Annotated in this window: 13 protein-coding genes; 7 read left to right on the top strand and 6 right to left on the bottom strand. The window is 71.1% G+C overall.

Annotation, left to right across the window (positions count from 1 at the left end; genetic code table 11):
• Positions 1–39 precede the first annotated feature (39 nt).
• The 4 genes from FHX32_RS19265 to FHX32_RS19250 are packed head-to-tail and all read left to right on the top strand — an operon-like array spanning position 40 to position 4,911.
• A complete protein-coding gene (locus FHX32_RS19265; RefSeq protein WP_088994190.1) occupies positions 40–999 on the top strand; it encodes an ABC transporter permease in 960 nt (319 codons plus the stop codon).
• Positions 999–2,963 (top strand): dipeptide/oligopeptide/nickel ABC transporter permease/ATP-binding protein, encoded by a 1,965-nt coding sequence (locus FHX32_RS19260; protein ID WP_167184815.1) that lies wholly within the window; start codon positions 999–1,001, stop codon positions 2,961–2,963. Before FHX32_RS19265 ends, FHX32_RS19260 begins: the two co-directional genes overlap by 1 nt.
• Positions 2,960–3,982, top strand: coding sequence for an oligopeptide/dipeptide ABC transporter ATP-binding protein (locus FHX32_RS19255; protein WP_486481191.1), 1,023 nt, complete (start codon positions 2,960–2,962; stop codon positions 3,980–3,982). Before FHX32_RS19260 ends, FHX32_RS19255 begins: the two co-directional genes overlap by 4 nt.
• Entirely contained in the window at positions 3,979–4,911 is a 933-nt protein-coding gene (locus FHX32_RS19250; RefSeq protein ID WP_167184812.1) for a dihydrodipicolinate synthase family protein, read from the top strand. The genes FHX32_RS19255 and FHX32_RS19250 overlap by 4 nt, the downstream gene beginning before the upstream one ends.
• Positions 4,912–4,914: 3 nt before the next feature.
• On the opposite strand, the gene FHX32_RS19245 is transcribed toward FHX32_RS19250, so the two are convergent.
• From FHX32_RS19245 to FHX32_RS19235, 3 genes are all read right to left on the bottom strand, one after another.
• Positions 4,915–5,907, bottom strand: coding sequence for an acetylxylan esterase (locus tag FHX32_RS19245; protein ID WP_167184809.1), 993 nt, complete (start codon positions 5,905–5,907; stop codon positions 4,915–4,917).
• Between the two features lie 85 nt (positions 5,908–5,992).
• The gene (locus tag FHX32_RS19240) at positions 5,993–7,933 is read right to left on the bottom strand and encodes an exo-alpha-sialidase (RefSeq protein WP_208418880.1); all 1,941 of its coding nucleotides are present in this window, start codon (positions 7,931–7,933) and stop codon (positions 5,993–5,995) included.
• 273 nt (positions 7,934–8,206) lie between these two features.
• Positions 8,207–8,905 carry a FadR/GntR family transcriptional regulator gene (locus tag FHX32_RS19235; protein WP_167184807.1) on the bottom strand — a complete coding sequence of 233 codons (699 nt, stop codon included), beginning with the start codon at positions 8,903–8,905 and terminating at the stop codon, positions 8,207–8,209.
• A 217-nt stretch (positions 8,906–9,122) separates the two neighbouring features.
• On the opposite strand from FHX32_RS19235, the gene FHX32_RS19230 reads away from it, so the two are divergent.
• On the top strand, positions 9,123–11,114 hold the full coding sequence (locus tag FHX32_RS19230; RefSeq protein WP_208418879.1) for a beta-galactosidase: 1,992 nt from the start codon (positions 9,123–9,125) through the stop codon (positions 11,112–11,114).
• Positions 11,115–11,161: 47 nt separating this feature from the next.
• Here the strand turns inward: FHX32_RS19230 and FHX32_RS19225 are convergent, their stop codons facing one another.
• Both FHX32_RS19225 and FHX32_RS19220 read right to left on the bottom strand, forming a co-directional pair.
• A complete protein-coding gene (locus FHX32_RS19225) occupies positions 11,162–12,376 on the bottom strand; it encodes a sialidase family protein (RefSeq protein ID WP_208418878.1) in 1,215 nt (404 codons plus the stop codon).
• Between the two features lie 94 nt (positions 12,377–12,470).
• Complete coding sequence (locus FHX32_RS19220) at positions 12,471–14,321, bottom strand: exo-alpha-sialidase (RefSeq protein ID WP_486481240.1); 1,851 nt, start codon at positions 14,319–14,321, stop codon at positions 12,471–12,473.
• A 425-nt stretch (positions 14,322–14,746) separates the two neighbouring features.
• On the opposite strand from FHX32_RS19220, the gene FHX32_RS19215 reads away from it, so the two are divergent.
• Positions 14,747–15,583, top strand: a complete 837-nt coding sequence (locus FHX32_RS19215) for an SMP-30/gluconolactonase/LRE family protein (RefSeq protein WP_109902330.1) — start codon at positions 14,747–14,749, stop codon at positions 15,581–15,583.
• A 391-nt stretch (positions 15,584–15,974) separates the two neighbouring features.
• Positions 15,975–16,463, top strand: a complete 489-nt coding sequence (locus tag FHX32_RS19210) for a TetR-like C-terminal domain-containing protein (RefSeq protein WP_486481190.1) — start codon at positions 15,975–15,977, stop codon at positions 16,461–16,463.
• A 174-nt stretch (positions 16,464–16,637) separates the two neighbouring features.
• On the opposite strand, the gene FHX32_RS19205 is transcribed toward FHX32_RS19210, so the two are convergent.
• Positions 16,638–17,525, bottom strand: coding sequence for a S1 family peptidase (locus tag FHX32_RS19205; protein ID WP_109902238.1), 888 nt, complete (start codon positions 17,523–17,525; stop codon positions 16,638–16,640).
• Positions 17,526–17,584 lie beyond the last annotated feature (59 nt).

The raw sequence follows: 17,584 nt of genomic DNA, 5'->3' as shown, positions 1-17,584 counted from the left end.
CCTCCGGCCCGGCCGTCCCACCCGCCGAGGAGTCACACCGTGGCAGTGATCGCCAGAATGCTGGTCCGTCGCCTGCTTCTCCTGATCCCGCTCCTGCTGGGCGTGATCCTGTTCGTCTTCATCATCATGCGGTTCTCGCAGAACAAGCCCGAGTACGCGTACTTCCAGGGCGCGAACCCGACCCCGGAACAGATCCATCAGTTCCAACTGGAGAACGGCCTGCTGGATCCGCTGCCGATCCGCTATCTCCGGTTCGTGGGCGACCTCCTTCAGGGCGACATGGGCACCAGCGTCCTCACCAAGGCGCCGGTGCTCGACTCCGTACTCACCGCGCTGCCGCTGACCCTTCAGCTGACCTTCCTCGGCCTGCTGATCGGCGTCGTCACCGCGCTGGTCTTCGGCGTCACCGCGGCGCTCTTCCGGGACCGCTGGCCGGACCAGCTGATCCGGGTGCTGTCCCTGACCGGCGTCGCCGCGCCGTCGTTCTGGCTGGCCCTGCTGATGATCCAGTACCTCGCCGTCGACGCCGGGGTCTTTCCCACCGGCGGATACATCAACCCGGCCGACTCCTTCACCGGCTGGCTGCGGTCCCTCACCCTTCCGGCGCTGGCCCTGTCACTGCCGGTCGCGGCCCAGCTCACCCGCATCGTCCGGACCTCGATGGTCGAAGAGCTCGACAAGGACTACGTCCGCACGGCGATCGGCAACGGCCTACCGCCCGTCGTCGTGGTCGGCCGGAACGTGCTGCGCAACGCGCTGATCAACCCGCTCACCGTGCTCGGCCTGCGGGTCGGCTATCTCCTCGGCGGCGCGGTGGTCATCGAAACGATCTTCTCTCTGCCCGGAATGGGCAAGCTGATGATCGACGGAGTGACCAACGGCGACCCGGCCGTGGTGCAGGGCGCCGTACTGACCATCGCCACCGGCTTCGTGGTGGTCAACCTCGTCGTCGACATCCTCTACCTACTGGTCAACCCACGCCTGAGGAGTGCTGGCTGATGCGGCGACGACTCACTGAACGGCTGGCCCGGCCGGGCATCGGATTCCGCCGGCTCCCACCCCTGTCCTGGGTCGCGCTGGGCGTCCTGGTGGTGGTCGGCCTCGCCGCCCTGCTCGCCCCGATCATCGCGCCGCACTCTCCGCTGACCCAGCACTCCGCCAGCGGCGGCCCGTCCGCCACCCACTGGATGGGCCTGGACAGCGCCAACCGCGACATCTTCAGCCGACTCCTGCACGGCGCCCGGTGGTCGCTGGTCATCGGGCTCGGCGCCACCGGCCTGGCCCTGCTCGCCGGCGCGCTGATCGGAGCCCTCGCGGCCACCGCACGAAAGTGGGTCGATGAGGGCGTCATGCGCGTCCTGGATGTGATCATGGCCTTTCCCGGCATCGCCCTGGCGGCCGTGCTGGTCGCGGTCTTCGGCGGCGGGGTCGGCGTCCTGGTGGCCGCGATCGGGTTCCTGAACACTCCGCCCGTCGCCCGCATCGTCCGGGCGAACGTGCTCGCCCAGTACGGGGAGGACTACGTCGCCGCCGAGAAGATCATCGGGGCGCGTACACCGTTCATCCTCGTCCGGCACGTGGCGGTCAACTGCGCCGCACCCATCCTGGTGTTCTGCACCGTCATGGTCGCCGACGCGATCGTGTTCGAGGCGTCGCTGTCGTTCATCGGCGCGGGCGTCCGGCCGCCCGACCCGTCCTGGGGCAGCGTCATCGCCGACGGCAAGAACCTGGTGCTGCTCGGCGGATGGTGGGCCACCGTCTTCCCCGGCCTGTTGATCCTCATCACGGTGCTGGCGCTGAACATCCTGTCCGAGGGCATCTCCGACGCCTGGGCGACACCGGCCGCCCGCCGCCCACCCGCCCGCCGCTCCGGCGACGTCGACCCGATCGAGCAGGCCCGGCCCGGATCGGGCGAGGTCACCGAACTGCCCGGGCTCGCCGAGGCCGCCCGCCGGCTCTCCGAACGGGCCCGCCCCCTGCCCGACGGCCCCGCGATCCTCGAGGTGGAGAACCTCGCCATCGGCTTCGACGGCCGGCACGACGGGGTGGACATCGTCGACGGGATCTCCTTCGACGTGCGGCCCGGAGAGGTGCTGGGGCTCGTCGGGGAGTCCGGCTGCGGCAAGTCGCTGACCGCCCTGACCGTCATGGGCCTACAACCGCGCGACGCCCGGATCCGCGGCAGCATCCGGTTCGCCGGCACCGACCTGCTCCGCATGCCCCGCGCGGCGCGACGGCGGCTGCTCGGCCACGACCTGGCCATGATCTACCAGGACGCGCTCTCCTCACTCAACCCGGCGATGACCGTCCGCGCCCAGCTCAAGCAGCTCATCCGGCGGGGCGGCCGGCGTACGGCGAGGGAGCTGCTGGCACTGGTCGGGCTCGACCCGGACCGGACCCTCTCCGCCTACCCGCACGAGCTCTCCGGCGGCCAGCGGCAGCGGGTCCTCATCGCCATGGCCCTGTCCCGGGACCCGAAGCTCATCATCGCCGACGAGCCGACCACCGCGCTGGACGTGACCGTGCAGGCACAGGTGATCCAGTTGCTGCTGCGGCTACGGGCGGAACTCGGTTTCGCGCTGATCCTCGTCTCGCACGACCTCGCGCTGGTCGCCGACGTGACCGATCGGGTCGTGGTGATGTACGGCGGGCAGATCGTCGAGACGGGGGTGACCGCCGAAGTGGTCGGCGCACCCGCCCACCACTACGCCCGGGGCCTGCTCGGCTCGGTGCTGTCGCTGGAGGCCGGCGCGGCGCGACTGTCCCAGATCCGCGGCGTCGTGCCGGCCCCCGCCGACTTCCCGGCCGGCTGCCGGTTCGCCGACCGCTGCCCCATGGCGACCGACGTGTGCCGCACCGCCGCTCCCGAACTCGCCGGTGACCAGCGCCGCCACGCGACGGCGTGCCACCACCCGGCGATCACGCTCACCCAGCCGCTCGCGGCGGGAACGGAGGCCCGGTGAACCCGACCGAAACACCTCTGCTGGAGCTCGCCGACGTGCACGTCGTCCACCGGGCCCGCTCCGGAGGCATCTTCGCCCGCGACCGCGTGTACGCGTTGACCGGCGCGGACCTCACCGTCAGGGCGGGGGAGACCGTCGGGATCGTGGGTGAGTCAGGCTGCGGCAAGTCGACGCTCGCGCGGGTACTGGTCGCGCTCCAACGGCCCACCGCCGGGACCGTCCGTTTCCGCGGTGAGGACGTGTGGTCGACGCCGGAGTCGCGACGCCGACGGACGATCGGCGCTACCACCGGCATGGTGTTCCAGGATCCGTCCACCGCGTTGAACCGCCGGCTGTCCGTTCGGCAGATCCTGCGGGATCCGTTGGACGTGCACCGGCGAGGCACACCGGGCGACCGGGAGCGGCGGGTACGCGAGCTGCTCGACCTCGTCGGGCTACCGGCCAGCTCCGCCGACCTGCTGCCGGGTCAGCTCTCCGGTGGGCAGCGGCAGCGGGTCGCCATCGCCCGGGCCCTGGCCCTCGAACCCGACCTGGTGGTGGCCGACGAGCCGACCAGCGCACTGGACGTCTCGGTACGGGCCCAGATCCTCAACCTGCTGCTGGACCTCAAGGACCAGCTCGGGCTCGCCATGGTGTTCGTCTCGCACGACATCCAGACCGTGCGGCGGATGAGCGACCGGGTGGTCACCATGTACCTGGGGCGGATCGTGGAGCAGGCGCCAGCCGGGTCCGTACCTCGGCAGGCCCGCCACCCGTACACCCGGGCGCTGTTCTCGGCGACCCCGGGCCTGCTCTCGCCGATCGACCCGATCCCGCTGTCCGGCCTGGTGCCGTCGGCGACCCGGCCGCCGTCCGGCTGCCCGTTCCGCACCCGGTGTTGGAAGGCGGACGACATGTGCGTCCGCGACCTGCCCGCCGTGCAGGGCCTGCCGGACGGGCACCTGTTCCGCTGCCACCACCCGGTACCGGGCGGCGCCACCGACACCGAACTGATCAGCCAAGCACAGGAGCGTCCATGACCAACGCCGCCGCACTCACCGGCGTCATCCCCCCGGTGTGCACCCCGCTGACCCCCGACTTCGAGGTGGACACCCGATCGCTCACCCGCCTCGTCGACCACCAGCTCCGGGGCGGGGTGGACGCGCTGTTCGTGCTCGGATCCTCCTCGGAGGTGGCCTTCCTGCCCGACGCACACCGGCGGGTGGTGCTGGAGACCGTGATCGGGCACGTCGCGGGTCAGGTGCCGGTGCTCGCCGGCGTCATCGACATGACCACCCTGCGGGTGCTCGACCACGCCCGGGTGGCCGCGCAGGCCGGAGCGGCGGGCCTGGTGGCGACCGCGCCGTTCTACGCCCGCACCCACCCGATGGAGATCGACACGCACTTCCGGACCATCGCGGACCGGACCGGCCTGCCGCTGTACGCGTACGACCTGCCGGTGTCGGTGCACACGAAGCTCGGGGCGGAGCTGGTGCTCGCGCTGGCCGCCGACGGGGTGCTGGCCGGCATCAAGGACTCCAGCGGCGACGACGCCGGGCTGCGGTCGCTGATCCTCCGCCGGCGTGACCGGCCGGACCTCACCGGGTTCAGCGTGCTGACCGGTTCGGAGCTCACCGTCGACTCGGCGCTGTGGATGGGCGCCGACGGGGTCGTGCCCGGTCTCGGCAACGTCGACCCGGACGGCTACGTGCGGCTGCACCAGGCCGCCACCAAGGGCGACTGGGTGGCGGCGCGCACCGAGCAGGAGCGGCTGTACCGGATGTTCGAGCTGGTGTTCGTCGGAGCCCATCGGATGGGGATGAGCTCCTCACCGCTCGGCGCCTTCAAGGCCGCACTGCACCTGCGGGGCATCATCGACCACCCGACGACGGCGCTGCCCCAGGTCCCACTGAACAGCGAGGAGACAGCCCGCATCGGCCGTTACCTGGCCGACGCCGGGCTGCTCTGACTGTCAGGAGGTGCCGCTTCCCCCGACGGGCACCCGCTTGCCGAGCCAGCGGAGCTGCTCCACCCGCTGAAAGGCGGCCCCGCCCTCGTGCCCGTTGTACGGCCACACCACGATGTCCTTGTCGGCGCTGGCGCAGTGGTGGTACGCCGCGAAGACGGTCGACGGCGGGCAGATCCGGTCCATCAGCGCCACCGACACCAGCACGGGCGCGGTGATCCGGGAGGCGAAGTTCAGCCCGTCGAAGTACCCCAGGGTGTGGAACACCCGATCCACCTCGTCCCGGCGGGTCTGCAGGTACGACCCCAGTTCGCCGTACGGCCCGGCGTCGGTGACGTCGACCGCCCGGCGGAAGTGGCACAGGAACGGCACGTCCGCGAGCACCCCGGCCAGGCCGTCGAGCAGCCCAGCCGCGGCCAGCGCGATCCCACCGCCCTGGCTGCCCCCGGCTACGACGATCCGGGTCGGGTCGACGTGCGGGATGAGCCGCGCGGTCTCGACCGCCCGGACGGCGTCGCTGAAGACCCGCCGGTAGTAGTAGCGGGCGGGGTCGGTGACGCCGCGGGTGAGGAAGCCGTTGGCCTGCGGCGCCCCGGACGGGTCCGGGTCGGGCGTGTCCCCGGTCAGCGAGCCGGCAGCGCCCTGGCCCCGGGTGTCCATGACCAGGTGGGCGTAGCCGGCGGCGCTCCAGAAGAGCCAGTCGTGCGGCAGGCCCCGGCCGCTGCCGTAGCCGATGTACTCGACGACGCAGGGCAGCGGCCCGGACCGGTGGCGGGGCAGCAGCAGCCACCCGCGTACCGGCTGGCCGGCGTGACCGGCGAAGGTGACGTCGTACACCTCCACCGTGGCCAGCCCCGCGTCGTACGGCTCCAGCCGCGCCGGCCAGGCGGCGGCTGCGGACTCGCCGATCGTCGCGGCCCAGAAGTCGTCGAAGTCGTCGGGCTCGGTCCGGGCGGGGCGGTAGTCGCGCAGCGTGTCCAGTGGCCAGTCGGTGAGCACAGCGTCTTCCCTGATCGGTTCGTGGTCGGCGCACGGTGGCGCCCACGCGCTGGTGGGCGCCACCGTGCTGGTCGGTGGCGGCCGGTCAGCCTACGGTCTCCAGCGGGAGCCGAAGGCCGAGCCCGCCGCCGATCGGCAGGTTCCGCTCCCGGATCAATTCGAGCTCGGTGGGGGACAGGGCCCGACGGTAGAGGCGGACCTCGTCGAGCGTCCCGTGGAAGCGGTCCGCCCCGTCCACCCGCTGCCCGAGGTGGATGCCGGTGACACCGAACTCCTTGCCGGCGGTGACCGAGCCGGGCGGCACCGCGGCGGCGGCCACCTCGGCGCCGTCGACCTGCAGGACCAGCCGGCCGTCGACGCGTTGCAGCACCACGTGGTGCCAGTTCCCGTCGTTGTACGCCTCGGCGGAGGCGACCGAGATGTTGAACCGGTCCACCATGATCAGTGCGCGTATCCGGCTGCTCGCCGGCTCGGCCCTCAACCAGACCTGGGGCGTCGTGCCACTACCGGTGCGGTAGGCCCACATGATGGCGTGCGAGCCCTTCGTCTCGGTGTACCGGATCCAGGTCGCAAACGTGAAATCCCCGTCGCCGAGGTCCACCGAGCGGTCGAACGGCACCTCGATCCGGTCGTCCAGCCCGTCCAGCGCCAGCCCGTCGCCGTAGCGGCCCGCCGTCGGCTGCGCGCCGCCCCGGACGTACGCCGGGTTGTGGTGGGGCGAGGTGTCAGGGGTGGTCGGGCCTGGCGCCGGTGGGCTCGGGATCCCCGGTGGCGTCCCGTTCGGGGTCGCCAGGTACGCCTCGTTGAAGCGGGCGTACCGGATGCTCTCGTACGGGCTGGTCCGCCCCGCCTCGTACAGCAGCGCCGCCTCGTCGCCGTCGAGCCGGACCAGGTCGGAGTACGCGCTCGGCCCCCAGTGGAAGACCTTGCCCTCGTCCCAGGTCTGCCAGCTGCGCCCCTCGTCGAACGAGGAACGGACCGTCATCACCTCCCGCGCCACCGGGTGGGCGGGGGACGAGAGCAGGATCCGGTTCCGGCGGTCGCCGGCGTCGGTCGCGCCGAACCGCAGCAGTGAGGCCTGCACGTCCGGCATCTCGAGACGGGGGATGGTCCGGAAGGGGGCGTCGAAGCTACCTCCGCCGTCACTGCTGACCGCGTACGCCCGGTGGCCCGGATCGGTGCCACGTTCCCGGGCCAGCGCGTAGATCCGGCCGTCGGTCCGCTCGACGACGGTGACCTCCTGGGCGATCACCGAACCGTCGTCGCGGGACGTCTCGGCGCCGATCTGCCAGGTCAGTCCACCGTCATCGCTGTAGAGCAGGTGGGTGCCGTAGACGTGTGCGCCGACCCCGTCGTAGCTTTCGAAGCTGGCGCCGACCACGAGCCGGCCGGCGTGTGGCCCCCGCTGGAGTTGGATGCCGTGCATCGGGCCGGTGGCGTACCAGAAGTTCCACTCCGGCCGCTTGGCCTCCGTCAGCTCGCGTACCGGCGACCAGGTCGCGCCGTTGTCGTCGCTGGTGACCAGGTAGGGGTCACGGTCGCAGCCGTTCGGGCAGGGGGCCGGACCGTTGCTGGTCCCCACCACCACGACCCGACCGGTGCGCTGGTCGACGATCGGCACCGGGTTTCCCCGGGTCTGGCCGTTGCCATCGACCACCACCTGGAGCGGGCCCCAGGTGCGCCCGCCGTCGGAGGACCGGCGCAGCACCAGGTCGATGTCCCCGTCGTCGCCGCAGTCGGCGACTCGGCCCTCGGCGAACGCCAGGATCATGCCGTTCATCGCGCGGACGACGGCCGGGATCCGGAAGCAGGCGTATCCGAAGGTTCTCTGCTCGTAGAGCACCTGCTCATCGACGAACGGAACGGTGCCGCCCGCCCCGTCCAGCCCGTCGCTCGCCTCGGCGGCACTCGCGGGCGGCGCCGTGGTGAGCGTGGCGGCGAGCATGCTGGCCACGGCGAGCAGGACAAGGGCCGGGCGGCGGTGCCGCCGCCCGGTGCGGCTGGATGGTCGGTGCCCTTCTCTCATGTCGCGCCCTTCCATGTCGGGTGGTGGTGCCGGTCATCCTATGTGGGACGTGGGATGTCCGGAAGATGGTTGGGGGCAGCGTCGAGAAGCAGTGGCGAAGGGGCGGGCCACCGCGGTAGGCCGCCGGGCCATGTGCCCGGCTGGTCCCGGAGTCGGCTCCCCGTGAGGCCCCAGGTGCAGCCGGCCGGCTACGGCCGGCCGGGTGTCCGCGTTCGCCACCCCGAAGGGCTGGGGCGGCAAGGGGTGGCCGCCAGGGAGGGGCGGCGGGCGGGATCAGGCGGGTTGCTGGCCCGCTTCGTCGAGCCAGCGCTCGGCCCGGGCGATCCGGGCCTTGACGTCCCGGAAGTGCAAACGCATCGCTTCCTGCGCGCTGCTTCCGTCGCGGTTGCGCAGCGCCTCGACGATGCGGCGGTGGTTGGCGACGATGTCGGACGCCCGGTCCTCCGGCGGGCCGAGGGCCGGCTCGACCTCGTGGTAGACGTCCCAGAACAGCCCGATCAACTGCAGGACCAGTTCGTTGTTGCAGGACTCGTAGAGCAGAGAGTGGAAGGCGCGGTCGGCCTCCTTGTCCCGTTCCATCGCCGTGACCAGGGCGTCCAGTGCGGCGAGTCGCGCCTCGCTGACGTCGCGCGCCACGGAACCGATGAGGCCCGTCTCCAGGATCTCGCGGACGGCGACCAGATCGTGCAGCGCCCGGACCCCGTGCCCGGGCCGGGTCCGCACCCGGAACGTCAGTGACGGGGTGAGCACGTCCAGTGGCGCGTGCCCCACGAACGTGCCGAATCCGTGCCGGATCTCCACGATGCCCAGCGCCTGTAGGGCGCGGATCGCCTCCCGCACACTGTTGCGGCTGGCGCCGAGCAGATCCATCAGCTGCGGTTCGGTCGGCATCAGGGCACCGGGTGCGAGCCGGCGCTCGTGGATGAGGGCGATGATGCGGTCCTGCAGCGTCTCCCTCGTGCGTGCCCGCATGTTCCCTCCCACTTCCGCGCCGCCACGTCTTCTCGCTCCAAACATCCCACGTCGTGCCATCGACGCGGCGGGGCGGTGGGAAGAATTTACACGGCTCATGCCTTGACGGTCACTGTGGCCCCACCTAGTGTGCCCGGATGGCGGATGACATCCCATGTCCGTCTCGCCCTGATTCGGAAGCACCCAGAGGTGGTCGCCCGACGACGAGGAGTGGACTATGACCATGCCCAACATCTGGTTCGGCGGTGACTACAACCCGGAGCAGTGGCCGGAGGACGTCTGGGTCGAGGACATGAAGCTGATGGCCGAGGCTGGCGTCTCACTGGTCTCGGTGGGCATCTTCGCCTGGGCCCAGGTGGAGCCGCGACCGGGCGAGTACGACTTCGGCTGGTTCGACCGGGTGCTGGACCATCTGGCGGAGGCGGGGATCGGGGCCAGCCTCGCGACCATGACCGCCTCGCCACCGCCCTGGTTGTCCCGTCTGCACCCCGAGGTGCTGCCCACCCGGGCCGATGGGGTGAGGCTGTGGCCCGGCGCCCGCCAGCACTACTGCCCGTCGAGCCCGGTCTACCGGGAGCACGCCGCCCGGCTGGTCGAACAGCTCGCCCAGCGCTACGGCAGCCATCCCGCGCTGCGGCTGTGGCATGTCGGCAACGAGTACGGCTGCCACGTGCGGGCCTGCTACTGCGACGTGTCCGCGGCCGACTTCCGGCGCTGGCTGCGCGACCGCTACGGCGACGTGGACGCCCTCAACGCCGCCTGGTCCACCGCCTTCTGGTCTCAGCGCTACGACGACTGGTCGGAGGTACTGCCGCCACGTACCGCGCCCACCTTCGGCAACCCGGCCCAGAAGCTCGACTTCGCCCGGTTCAGCAACGACGCCATCCTCGCCTGCTACACCATCGAACGTGACATCCTGCGGCGGCACACCCCCGGCGTACCGCTGACCACCAACCTCATCGGCCTCGTGCACAAGCCGATCGACTCCTTCCGCTGGGCCGCCGAGCAGGACGTCGTGAGTCTCGACAGCTATCCCGACCCGTATGATCCGCGTACGCACGTCGACGCCGGGTTCGGCTACGACCTGGTCCGCTCGGCGCGACGGGGTCAGCCCTGGCTGCTCATGGAGCAGGCGCCGAGCGCGGTCAACTGGCGGGAGCGCAACGCGCCGAAGCCGCCGGGAGTGATGCGGTTGTGGAGCTGGCAGGCGGTCGCCCAGGGGGCCGACGCGGTGCTGTTCTTCCAATGGCGGCAGGCCGCGGGCGGTGCCGAGAAGTTCCACTCGGCGATGCTGCCGCACACCGGAGAGCACAGCCGGACCCACCGCGAGGTCCGTGAGCTCGGCGCCGAGATCGCGGCCGCCGCCGAACTCGCCGGCACCCGGGTGCAGGCCGACGTGGCCCTGCTGCACGACTGGTCGAACTGGTGGGCGGTGGAGGGCGACGCCCACCCGGCGCCGCTCGATGTCCTGGCGGCCCACCGGGCGCACTACGCGCCGCTCTTCGATGCCCATGTGACCTGCGACGTCGTGCCGCCCGACGCCGACCTGGCCGGCTACCGCCTGGTGATCGTGCCCAACCTGTACCTGCTCTCGACCGCGACGGCCGACGCGCTGCGCGAGTACGTGCACCGCGGCGGCACCCTGCTGGTGTCGTACTTCACCGGGGTGGTCGACGAGACTGAGCGGCTGCACCCGGGAGGTGCGCCGGGGCCTCTGCGTGACCTGCTCGGGTTGCGGGTGGAGGAGTTCTGGCCCCTGCCGGTCGACGGCACGATCGGCCTGGACCTCGACGGCCGGCACGGTCGCGGCCTGGAGTGGTCGGAGTGGGTCGAGCCGGCCGGGGCGCAGGTGATGGGCACGTTCACCGACGGCGAGTTGGCCGGCCGACCCGCGCTGCTCCGGCACCGCTACGGAACCGGCGCCGCGTGGTACCTCGCCACTCGCCCCGACCCGGCGCTGATGCGCGCGGTGCTCGACCAGGTCCGAGCGGAGGCGAAAGTCGCGCCGGTCCTGCCCGGCCTGCCCGACGGCGTGCAGGCCGTGCGTCGCCACGGCGACGACCGTTCGTACCTGTTCCTGCTCAACCATGGCGGCACGCCGGCGACCGTGGCACTGCCGTCCGTCGCCGTCGACCTGCTCGGTGACCAGGACGCGGCGGCCGACCTCGTCACCCTGCCTCCGCGCGGTGTCGCTGTGCTGCGTTCCTGATCGGGCGGGTGTGCGCCGCGACGCTCGTCGCGGCGCACACCCGTGCGTCACCCGAGCTTCCGCAGCTCGGCCGCCGGGATCCGGCGGAAGGTGATCGTCTCGTACGGGCCGAAGTTGCCGGTCTCGTAGAGCACGCCGACGGTTCGGGAGTCCAGCTGCACCAGGTCGGAGTACCCGGCGGGAAGGCCGGACAGCGCCAGGGCCGGCCGCCAGGTCGCACCCTGGTCGGTGCTGATCCGCAGCGTCATCGCGGCCCGGCTGGCCGGGTCGGCGGGCCCGGAGAAGAGCAGCGGCGCCTTCGGACCGCTCAGCTGCAGGACGCTGGCCTGCACGACCGGGCCCACGAGGGTCGCCTGCGGCCGGTACGGCAGCACCAGCGACTCGCCGCCGTCGGCGCTCCAGGTGTCGGCCCGGTTGCCGGGCGCGCTGCCGTTGTGTTCGCGGGTGTTGAGGTAGAGCCGGCCGTCCGGCAGCTCCGCCGCCGTGGTCTCGTTGACGTTCACGTAGCCGTTGGGGTTGTCGTCGACCGCGCCGATCTGCCAGGTCTCGCCGGCGTCGTCGCTGTAGAGCAGGTGACCACCGTAGTACCTGGCCTCCGTACCGAGATCGCTCGATCCGGCCGGGGGTGCGATCGAGTGGTTGGCCGGTACCACCAGCCGGTCCCGGTGGGCCGCACCGGTCAGACGCAGGGCGTGGCCGGGTCCCGTCGCGTACCACCGCCAGTTCTCCGCCTTCGCCTGCCCGGTGATCTCCCGCGGGGCCGACCAGCTGACTCCGTCGTCGTCGCTGTGCTGGACGAAGACCCGGCGGCTCTGCTCGGGCGTGACCTCACCGCGCATGATCTCGGCTTCGGACGCGTCGGCGGCATTGGTCGTGGACAGCAGGACGAGACGGCCACTCGCCGTGAGGACCGGCGCGGGGTTTCCGGCGGTGTCCGGACCGCGGTCGTGAACCATCTGCAACGGCCCCCAGGTGCATCCGCCGTCACCGGATCGCTTGAGGACGAGGTCGATGTTGCCCGCGTCGGCCAACGAGCCGTGTCGCCCCTCGGCGAAGGCGAGCAGGACGCCGGACCGAGTGGTGACGACGGCGGGGATCCGGAATCCGGTGTAGCCCTCGGTGCCGGAGACGAACGGCACGGAGGTGTCGCACCGGTGCGCGGGTGTTGTCGGTTCGGCCGTCGCGGGCGGGGCTCCGAGGGCCAGGGAGACGGCGATCGCGGCAGCGCCGAGCGCGATCATCGAGCGGGGTGTACGGGACATGCGCACCTCTTTCGTGACGGTGGGTGGCAATTTCGTGGATCCGCGGGTGGTGGCGCCCCGCCGGACGACCGCTGGCGGGGCACCGACCCTGCGGCTACTGCTCGGGGTTGACGGTCGTGAACGGGAGGCGAAGCCGGAGTTGGCCGGCGATCGGGACGTTGTGTTCCCGGACATCCCGCAACTCTTCAGGGGTGAGGGCGCGGCCGTAGATGCGGAACTCGTCGAGGGTGCCGCGGAACCGGTTGACGCCGTCGATCCGTTGACCGAGGTGGATGCTGCCGATGCCGAACTCCTTTCCGGTGGTCACCGAGCCGCGCGGAGCGGCCAGGTTGGCGACGGTGGCGCCGTCGATGAGGACCGTGACCCGGGTCGCTGTGCGTTGCATGACGACGTGGTGCCAGAGCCCGTCGTTGTACGCGCCCGCGATGGTGATGTTCGCGTCGCCCTGGCCGGTGCCGACGACGCCCCGGATGCGGTTGCCTGCCGGTTCGGCTCGCAGCCAGATCTGAGCGGCTCCCGTACCCACCTGGTGGAACCACCAGATCACGTGGCTGCCGGTGGTTTGGCTGTACCGGAACCAGGTCATGATCGTGAAGTGGTTGTCCTCCAGGTCGACGTCCGGGTTGTACGGCACCTCCACGTGGTCGTCGACGCCGTCGAGCGCGATCCCGGTGCCGTACCGCCCCTCGGTCAGCGTCGCACCGTTGCGGACGTAGGCGGTGTTGTCGTAGCGCGGTGCTGCGTCCGGGGTCGTCGGTCCGGGCGCCGGGGGCGGCGGCAGATCCGGAGGCGAACCGTTCGGGGTGTCGAGGTACGCCTCGTTGAACCGGACGAACTGGATCACCTCGTACAGGGCGGCGACACCGCCTTCGTACAGCACCCCTGCCACGGGGCCCGCGACCGGATCGGTCTCGATCTCGACCAGGTCGGAGTAGCCACCCGGACCCCAGGTGATGACCTTGCCTTCCTGCCAGGTCTCCCAGGTCTGGGCCTCGTCGTACGAGGACCGGATTGTCAGTGCCTCGCGCTTGCCGGGGTTGGCTGGTCCGGAGAACAGGATGCGGTTCCGCGCGTCACCTTCGTCGGTGGCGGTGAGGCGTAGCAACGCTCCCTGCACGACCGGCATCGTCAGCTCGGGCACCATCCGGAACGGTGCGTCGTAGCTTTCGCCGCCGTCGCTGGAGATCGCGTACGCCCGGGTGCCCTCAGCCGTACCGGCTTCCCGCACGTTGACGTAGATCCGCCCGTCGGTCAGTTCCACCAGCGTCGACTCGTTGACGAGGATGTCGTCCTCCGCGCCACCGGCGCTGGCGCCGCGATGCCAGGTTTCGCCGCCGTCGTCGCTGTAACCGAGGTGGACTCCGGCGATGCGCCGCCCGTCAGACGCGAAGGACTCGTGGTTGGCGCTCATCACCAGCCGCCCGGCGTGCGGGCCGCGTTTGAGCTGGATGGCGTGTACCGGACCGGTGGCGTACCACGCGGACCACTCCGGCAGCATCAGGTCGGTCATCTCTCGCGGCGCGCTCCAGGTCGCTCCCCGGTCATCGCTGACCTGCAGGAACGGAACGCGGCCACCGCTGCCGGCGCCTGGGTTGTGGGTCGTGAACAGCACGACCCGACCGGTCCGTTCGTCCACGATCGGCATCGGGTTGCCGTGCGTGTCACCGTTGCCGCGCGACACAACCTGCAGCGGCCCCCAGGTACGGCCGCCGTCGTGGGACCGCTTCAGCACCAGGTCGATGTCGCCCCTGTCGCCACAGTTGTCGATCCGGCCTTCGGCGAACGCCAGCAGGTCCCCGTTGGTGGCCCTCACGATCGCCGGGATGCGGAAGCAGAAGTACCCGTCCGTGTTCGCGGTGTAGACCGCACGCTCCTCGTGGTACGGCTCCGCGGCGTGCGCGGTGCCGCTGGTGAGCAGGGCGGCAGCCATCGCCGCGATCACCATGGTGGACAACAGTCGGCGGTGTCTTCTGCTGTGTCTCTGCCTCGTCATGGAATGCGATACCTCCACTGGTCACCGCTGGGGCGGCTCGTGTCGAGCGGCAGGTGAGTCCCGACTGCTGGTTGTCGCACCTGCTGCGCTCGTGGATTGTCCGCAGCTCTTCCCAGGTGCTCCGTCGGAAACAGCTAGGAACGGTTGGCGGACATCCTACGTCCTATGTCCAGCATCGCAAGCCCCTCAGCCATCGGGCACGTTCCGCCGACCGCACCGAATCGACCAACCCGACTCCACCAGACCCGGGAACATTAAGGTCTCCACAGAACCCGGCGGTTCACCCGTGCGCGGGGACGCGCAGCCCATCGAGGAGGGAGCGATGAGTTTCGCTGCCGAGTCGGGTCTGTACCAACGCCAAGCAGATGGAGGTCGTGATGGGCGAAGCTGAGGTCCTGCTGGAAGACATCGTTTTCGGCGAGTCGCCGCGCTGGCACGACGGGCGGGTCTGGTTCTCCGACTGGGGCGCCAACCAAGTGATCTCGCTCGACGCCGACGGTCGCCACGAGGTGGAGGCGACGGTCACGTCGTTCCCGATGTGTATCGACTTTCTGCCGGACGGGCGGCTGCTCGTGGTGGACTCGGCGCAGCGTCGGTTGCTGCGCCGGGAGCCGGACGGGTCGCTGGTCGAGCACGCCGACCTTTCCGCGGTCTCGGACAAGCCGTGGAACGACATCGTGGTCGACGAGCGGGGCAACGCCTACGTCAACAGCATCGGTTTCGACTTTCCCGGCAGCGAGTTCGCCCCGGGCCTGGTCGTGCTCGTCAGCCCCGAGGGGCACGTCGAGCAGGTGGCCGACGACCTCGCGTTCCCCAACGGCATGGCGATCAGCCCGGACGGCGCGACGCTCATCGTCGCCGAGTCGTACGCGAGCCGGCTCACCGCCTACGACATCGGCGGCGACGGGGTTCTCAGCAATCGGCGGGTGTGGGCGGCGACACCCGACGACCACCCCGACGGGATCTGCATGGACGCCGAGGGTGCGGTCTGGTACGCCGACGTCGGCAATCAGCGCTGTGTCCGGGTACGCGAGGGCGGCGAGGTGCTCACCACCGTCGACTTCGATCGCGGCGCCTTCGCTTGCGTGCTCAGCCGCAGTCGAGATCCGCGCTTGTTCGTCGTGGGCCAGACGTATGGTGGACCGGGGTCGTCGCGGCCCAGCGGGAGGCTGGTGGCGTTCCCGGCGCCCGCGCCCGGAGCCGGGAGACCGTGACCCGGCGGAGCGAGGATCAGGGTCATGGTCGGTCACGCCCGGGGCGGACCGGCGACAAGCGGCCCCGGCATGAGCGGAACCCTGATCGAGCGCTGCCGGTGGCAACTGAGGCGGCTACGCAGAGCCGAACCGCTCGTCGGCGGGATTCACGCCGGGAATGACCGCCGGTCGGGGCTTGGGCCTGCCCACGGTGGCGCTGTGCGCCGAGGGCGGGACGAGGTCGCGCGACTACTCTGCGTGGGTCTGAGTGCGCGCGTCGCTGGCGATGATGTCGCACGGCGTCCAGTCGACGTCCTCCAGCGGGATCGAGGCGTAGCCGACGGCGCCGCCGAACCGCTCCCGCACAGCGGCAGCGGAGGAACTGCGCGAGTCCGGCTACGCGGGGATGACCATGGACCGGGTCGCCGCCCGGGCCGGGACCAACAAGAACGCCATCTACCGCCGGTGGCCGCATCGGGCGGCGCTGGGCATCGCGGCGTACCGCCACCTCTCCGACGCCACGATGCCGAACCCCGACACGGGCACCCTGCGGGGCGACGCACTCGAGATGCTGCGGCAGGCGAACGAAACGTGGTCGTCGCCGCACGGAGCGGTCCTGCGCGGCCTGCTGGCGGCTGCGGCGGATGACCCGGCGCTGCTCGATCTCATGCGAGAACGGTCGGGCGCGGACACCATGGACCGCGCCTGGCTGACCATGCTCGAACGCGCCGTAGCGCGTGGCGAGGCGCCACCGGCGGCCGTCCATCCGCGCGTCGCGACCACGCCGACGATGCTGCTACGCGCCGATTACGCGATGCGCGGCATCCCCTCGGTACCCGACGAGGTACTGATAGAAATCGTCGATGAGGTCTTCCTGCCGCTCGTACGCGGCCGCGCCTGAACACACCACACACTGACGCGACCAGGCGCAACTCGATGCTCGCCGGAGACATGCTCCGCGCATCCGGTCCATGCATCCGCTCACCGGAGCCACGATTCTTCAGTCGCGAATGAGCGCCGGGCGCCGCGGCAGCGGGCTCCGGCCGCGGCCGAGAGCCCGTTGCCCCGCGACGGATCAGTAGACGGTTACGCCGTACGCGTTGACCGCCTCGCGTACCGGCTGGTAGAAGGTGGTGCCGCCGGATCGGCAGTCGCCGCTGCCGCCGGAGGTGATGCCGAGCGCCTTGGACCCGTCGTACAGCGCGCCGCCGGAGTCGCCGGGCTCGGCGCACACGTTGGTCTGGATCATGCCGCTCACCTTGCCGCCGCCTTGGCCGACGTAGCGGACCGAGACGTTGAGCGCGGTGACCGTTCCGCTGCGGGTACCCGTGGTCGACCCGGTCCGCTTGACCGACTCCCCGACGTACGCGTCCGCGACGGAAAACCCGCCGGGGTGGCTCAGCGACGTGTTGTCGTAGCGGACCAGCGCGTAGTCGTTGCCCGGGTAGCTGGAGCCGATGGTCGCCCCGATGAGCGTGGTGTGGCTGGAGTTCGTGTACCAGGTGTTGGCCACGTCTCCGCAGTGCCCGGCGGTCAGGAAGTAGTAGGTGTTGCCGCTGACGACGTTGAAGCCGAGCGAGCAGCGGTAACCCCCGCCGTAGATGGCGTCGCCGGCGGACAGCAGCGGCTTGAAGATTCCCGAGGCGCGCTCGACCCGGACCGCGCCGGCCTTGTCGCCGGCGCTCTGCCTGATCTTCGCGATCTCGGCGCGGCTGACGGTGCTGTCGGCGACCACGACGACGCGGCCGGACGCGGTGTCCACGTGCCAGGCGATGCCCTCGACGCCCGACCTGTCCACCGCGTCGGTCACCTCGGCGAGTTGGCGGGGACTGTAGTCCCGGGGGGATGCCGACGCGGCGGTCGGCTGGGTGAAGGCGGCGGTAGCGATCACACCGACGGCTACGGCCAGCAGTTGGGCGGATCGAGCGGTGCGGCTGCGGGAGGGATTCCTGGTGATCCTCACTGTCTCCTCCTACGGGAGTGATGGGCCAGACGGGTGGTGGCCCGGTGAGTCGCCGCCAA

Source organism: Micromonospora sp. CNZ280 (genome assembly GCF_011759515.1).
Note: the sequence above shows the minus strand (reverse complement) of the source record. Positions and strands in the feature narration are given on the sequence as shown.

What these genes read in the sequence shown, in the direction of transcription:
- FHX32_RS19260 (WP_167184815.1), top strand. Translation starts at nt 999, where the DNA reads ATGCGGCGACGACTCACTGAACGGCTGGCCCGGCCGGGCATCGGATTC.
- FHX32_RS19250 (WP_167184812.1), top strand. Translation starts at nt 3,979, where the DNA reads ATGACCAACGCCGCCGCACTCACCGGCGTCATCCCCCCGGTGTGCACC.
- FHX32_RS19240 (WP_208418880.1), bottom strand. Translation starts at nt 7,933, where the DNA reads ATGAGAGAAGGGCACCGACCATCCAGCCGCACCGGGCGGCGGCACCGC.
- FHX32_RS19235 (WP_167184807.1), bottom strand. Translation starts at nt 8,905, where the DNA reads ATGCGGGCACGCACGAGGGAGACGCTGCAGGACCGCATCATCGCCCTC.
- FHX32_RS19230 (WP_208418879.1), top strand. Translation starts at nt 9,123, where the DNA reads ATGACCATGCCCAACATCTGGTTCGGCGGTGACTACAACCCGGAGCAG.
- FHX32_RS19225 (WP_208418878.1), bottom strand. Translation starts at nt 12,376, where the DNA reads ATGTCCCGTACACCCCGCTCGATGATCGCGCTCGGCGCTGCCGCGATC.
- FHX32_RS19220 (WP_486481240.1), bottom strand. Translation starts at nt 14,321, where the DNA reads ATGGTGATCGCGGCGATGGCTGCCGCCCTGCTCACCAGCGGCACCGCG.
- FHX32_RS19215 (WP_109902330.1), top strand. Translation starts at nt 14,747, where the DNA reads ATGGGCGAAGCTGAGGTCCTGCTGGAAGACATCGTTTTCGGCGAGTCG.
- FHX32_RS19210 (WP_486481190.1), top strand. Translation starts at nt 15,975, where the DNA reads ATGGACCGGGTCGCCGCCCGGGCCGGGACCAACAAGAACGCCATCTAC.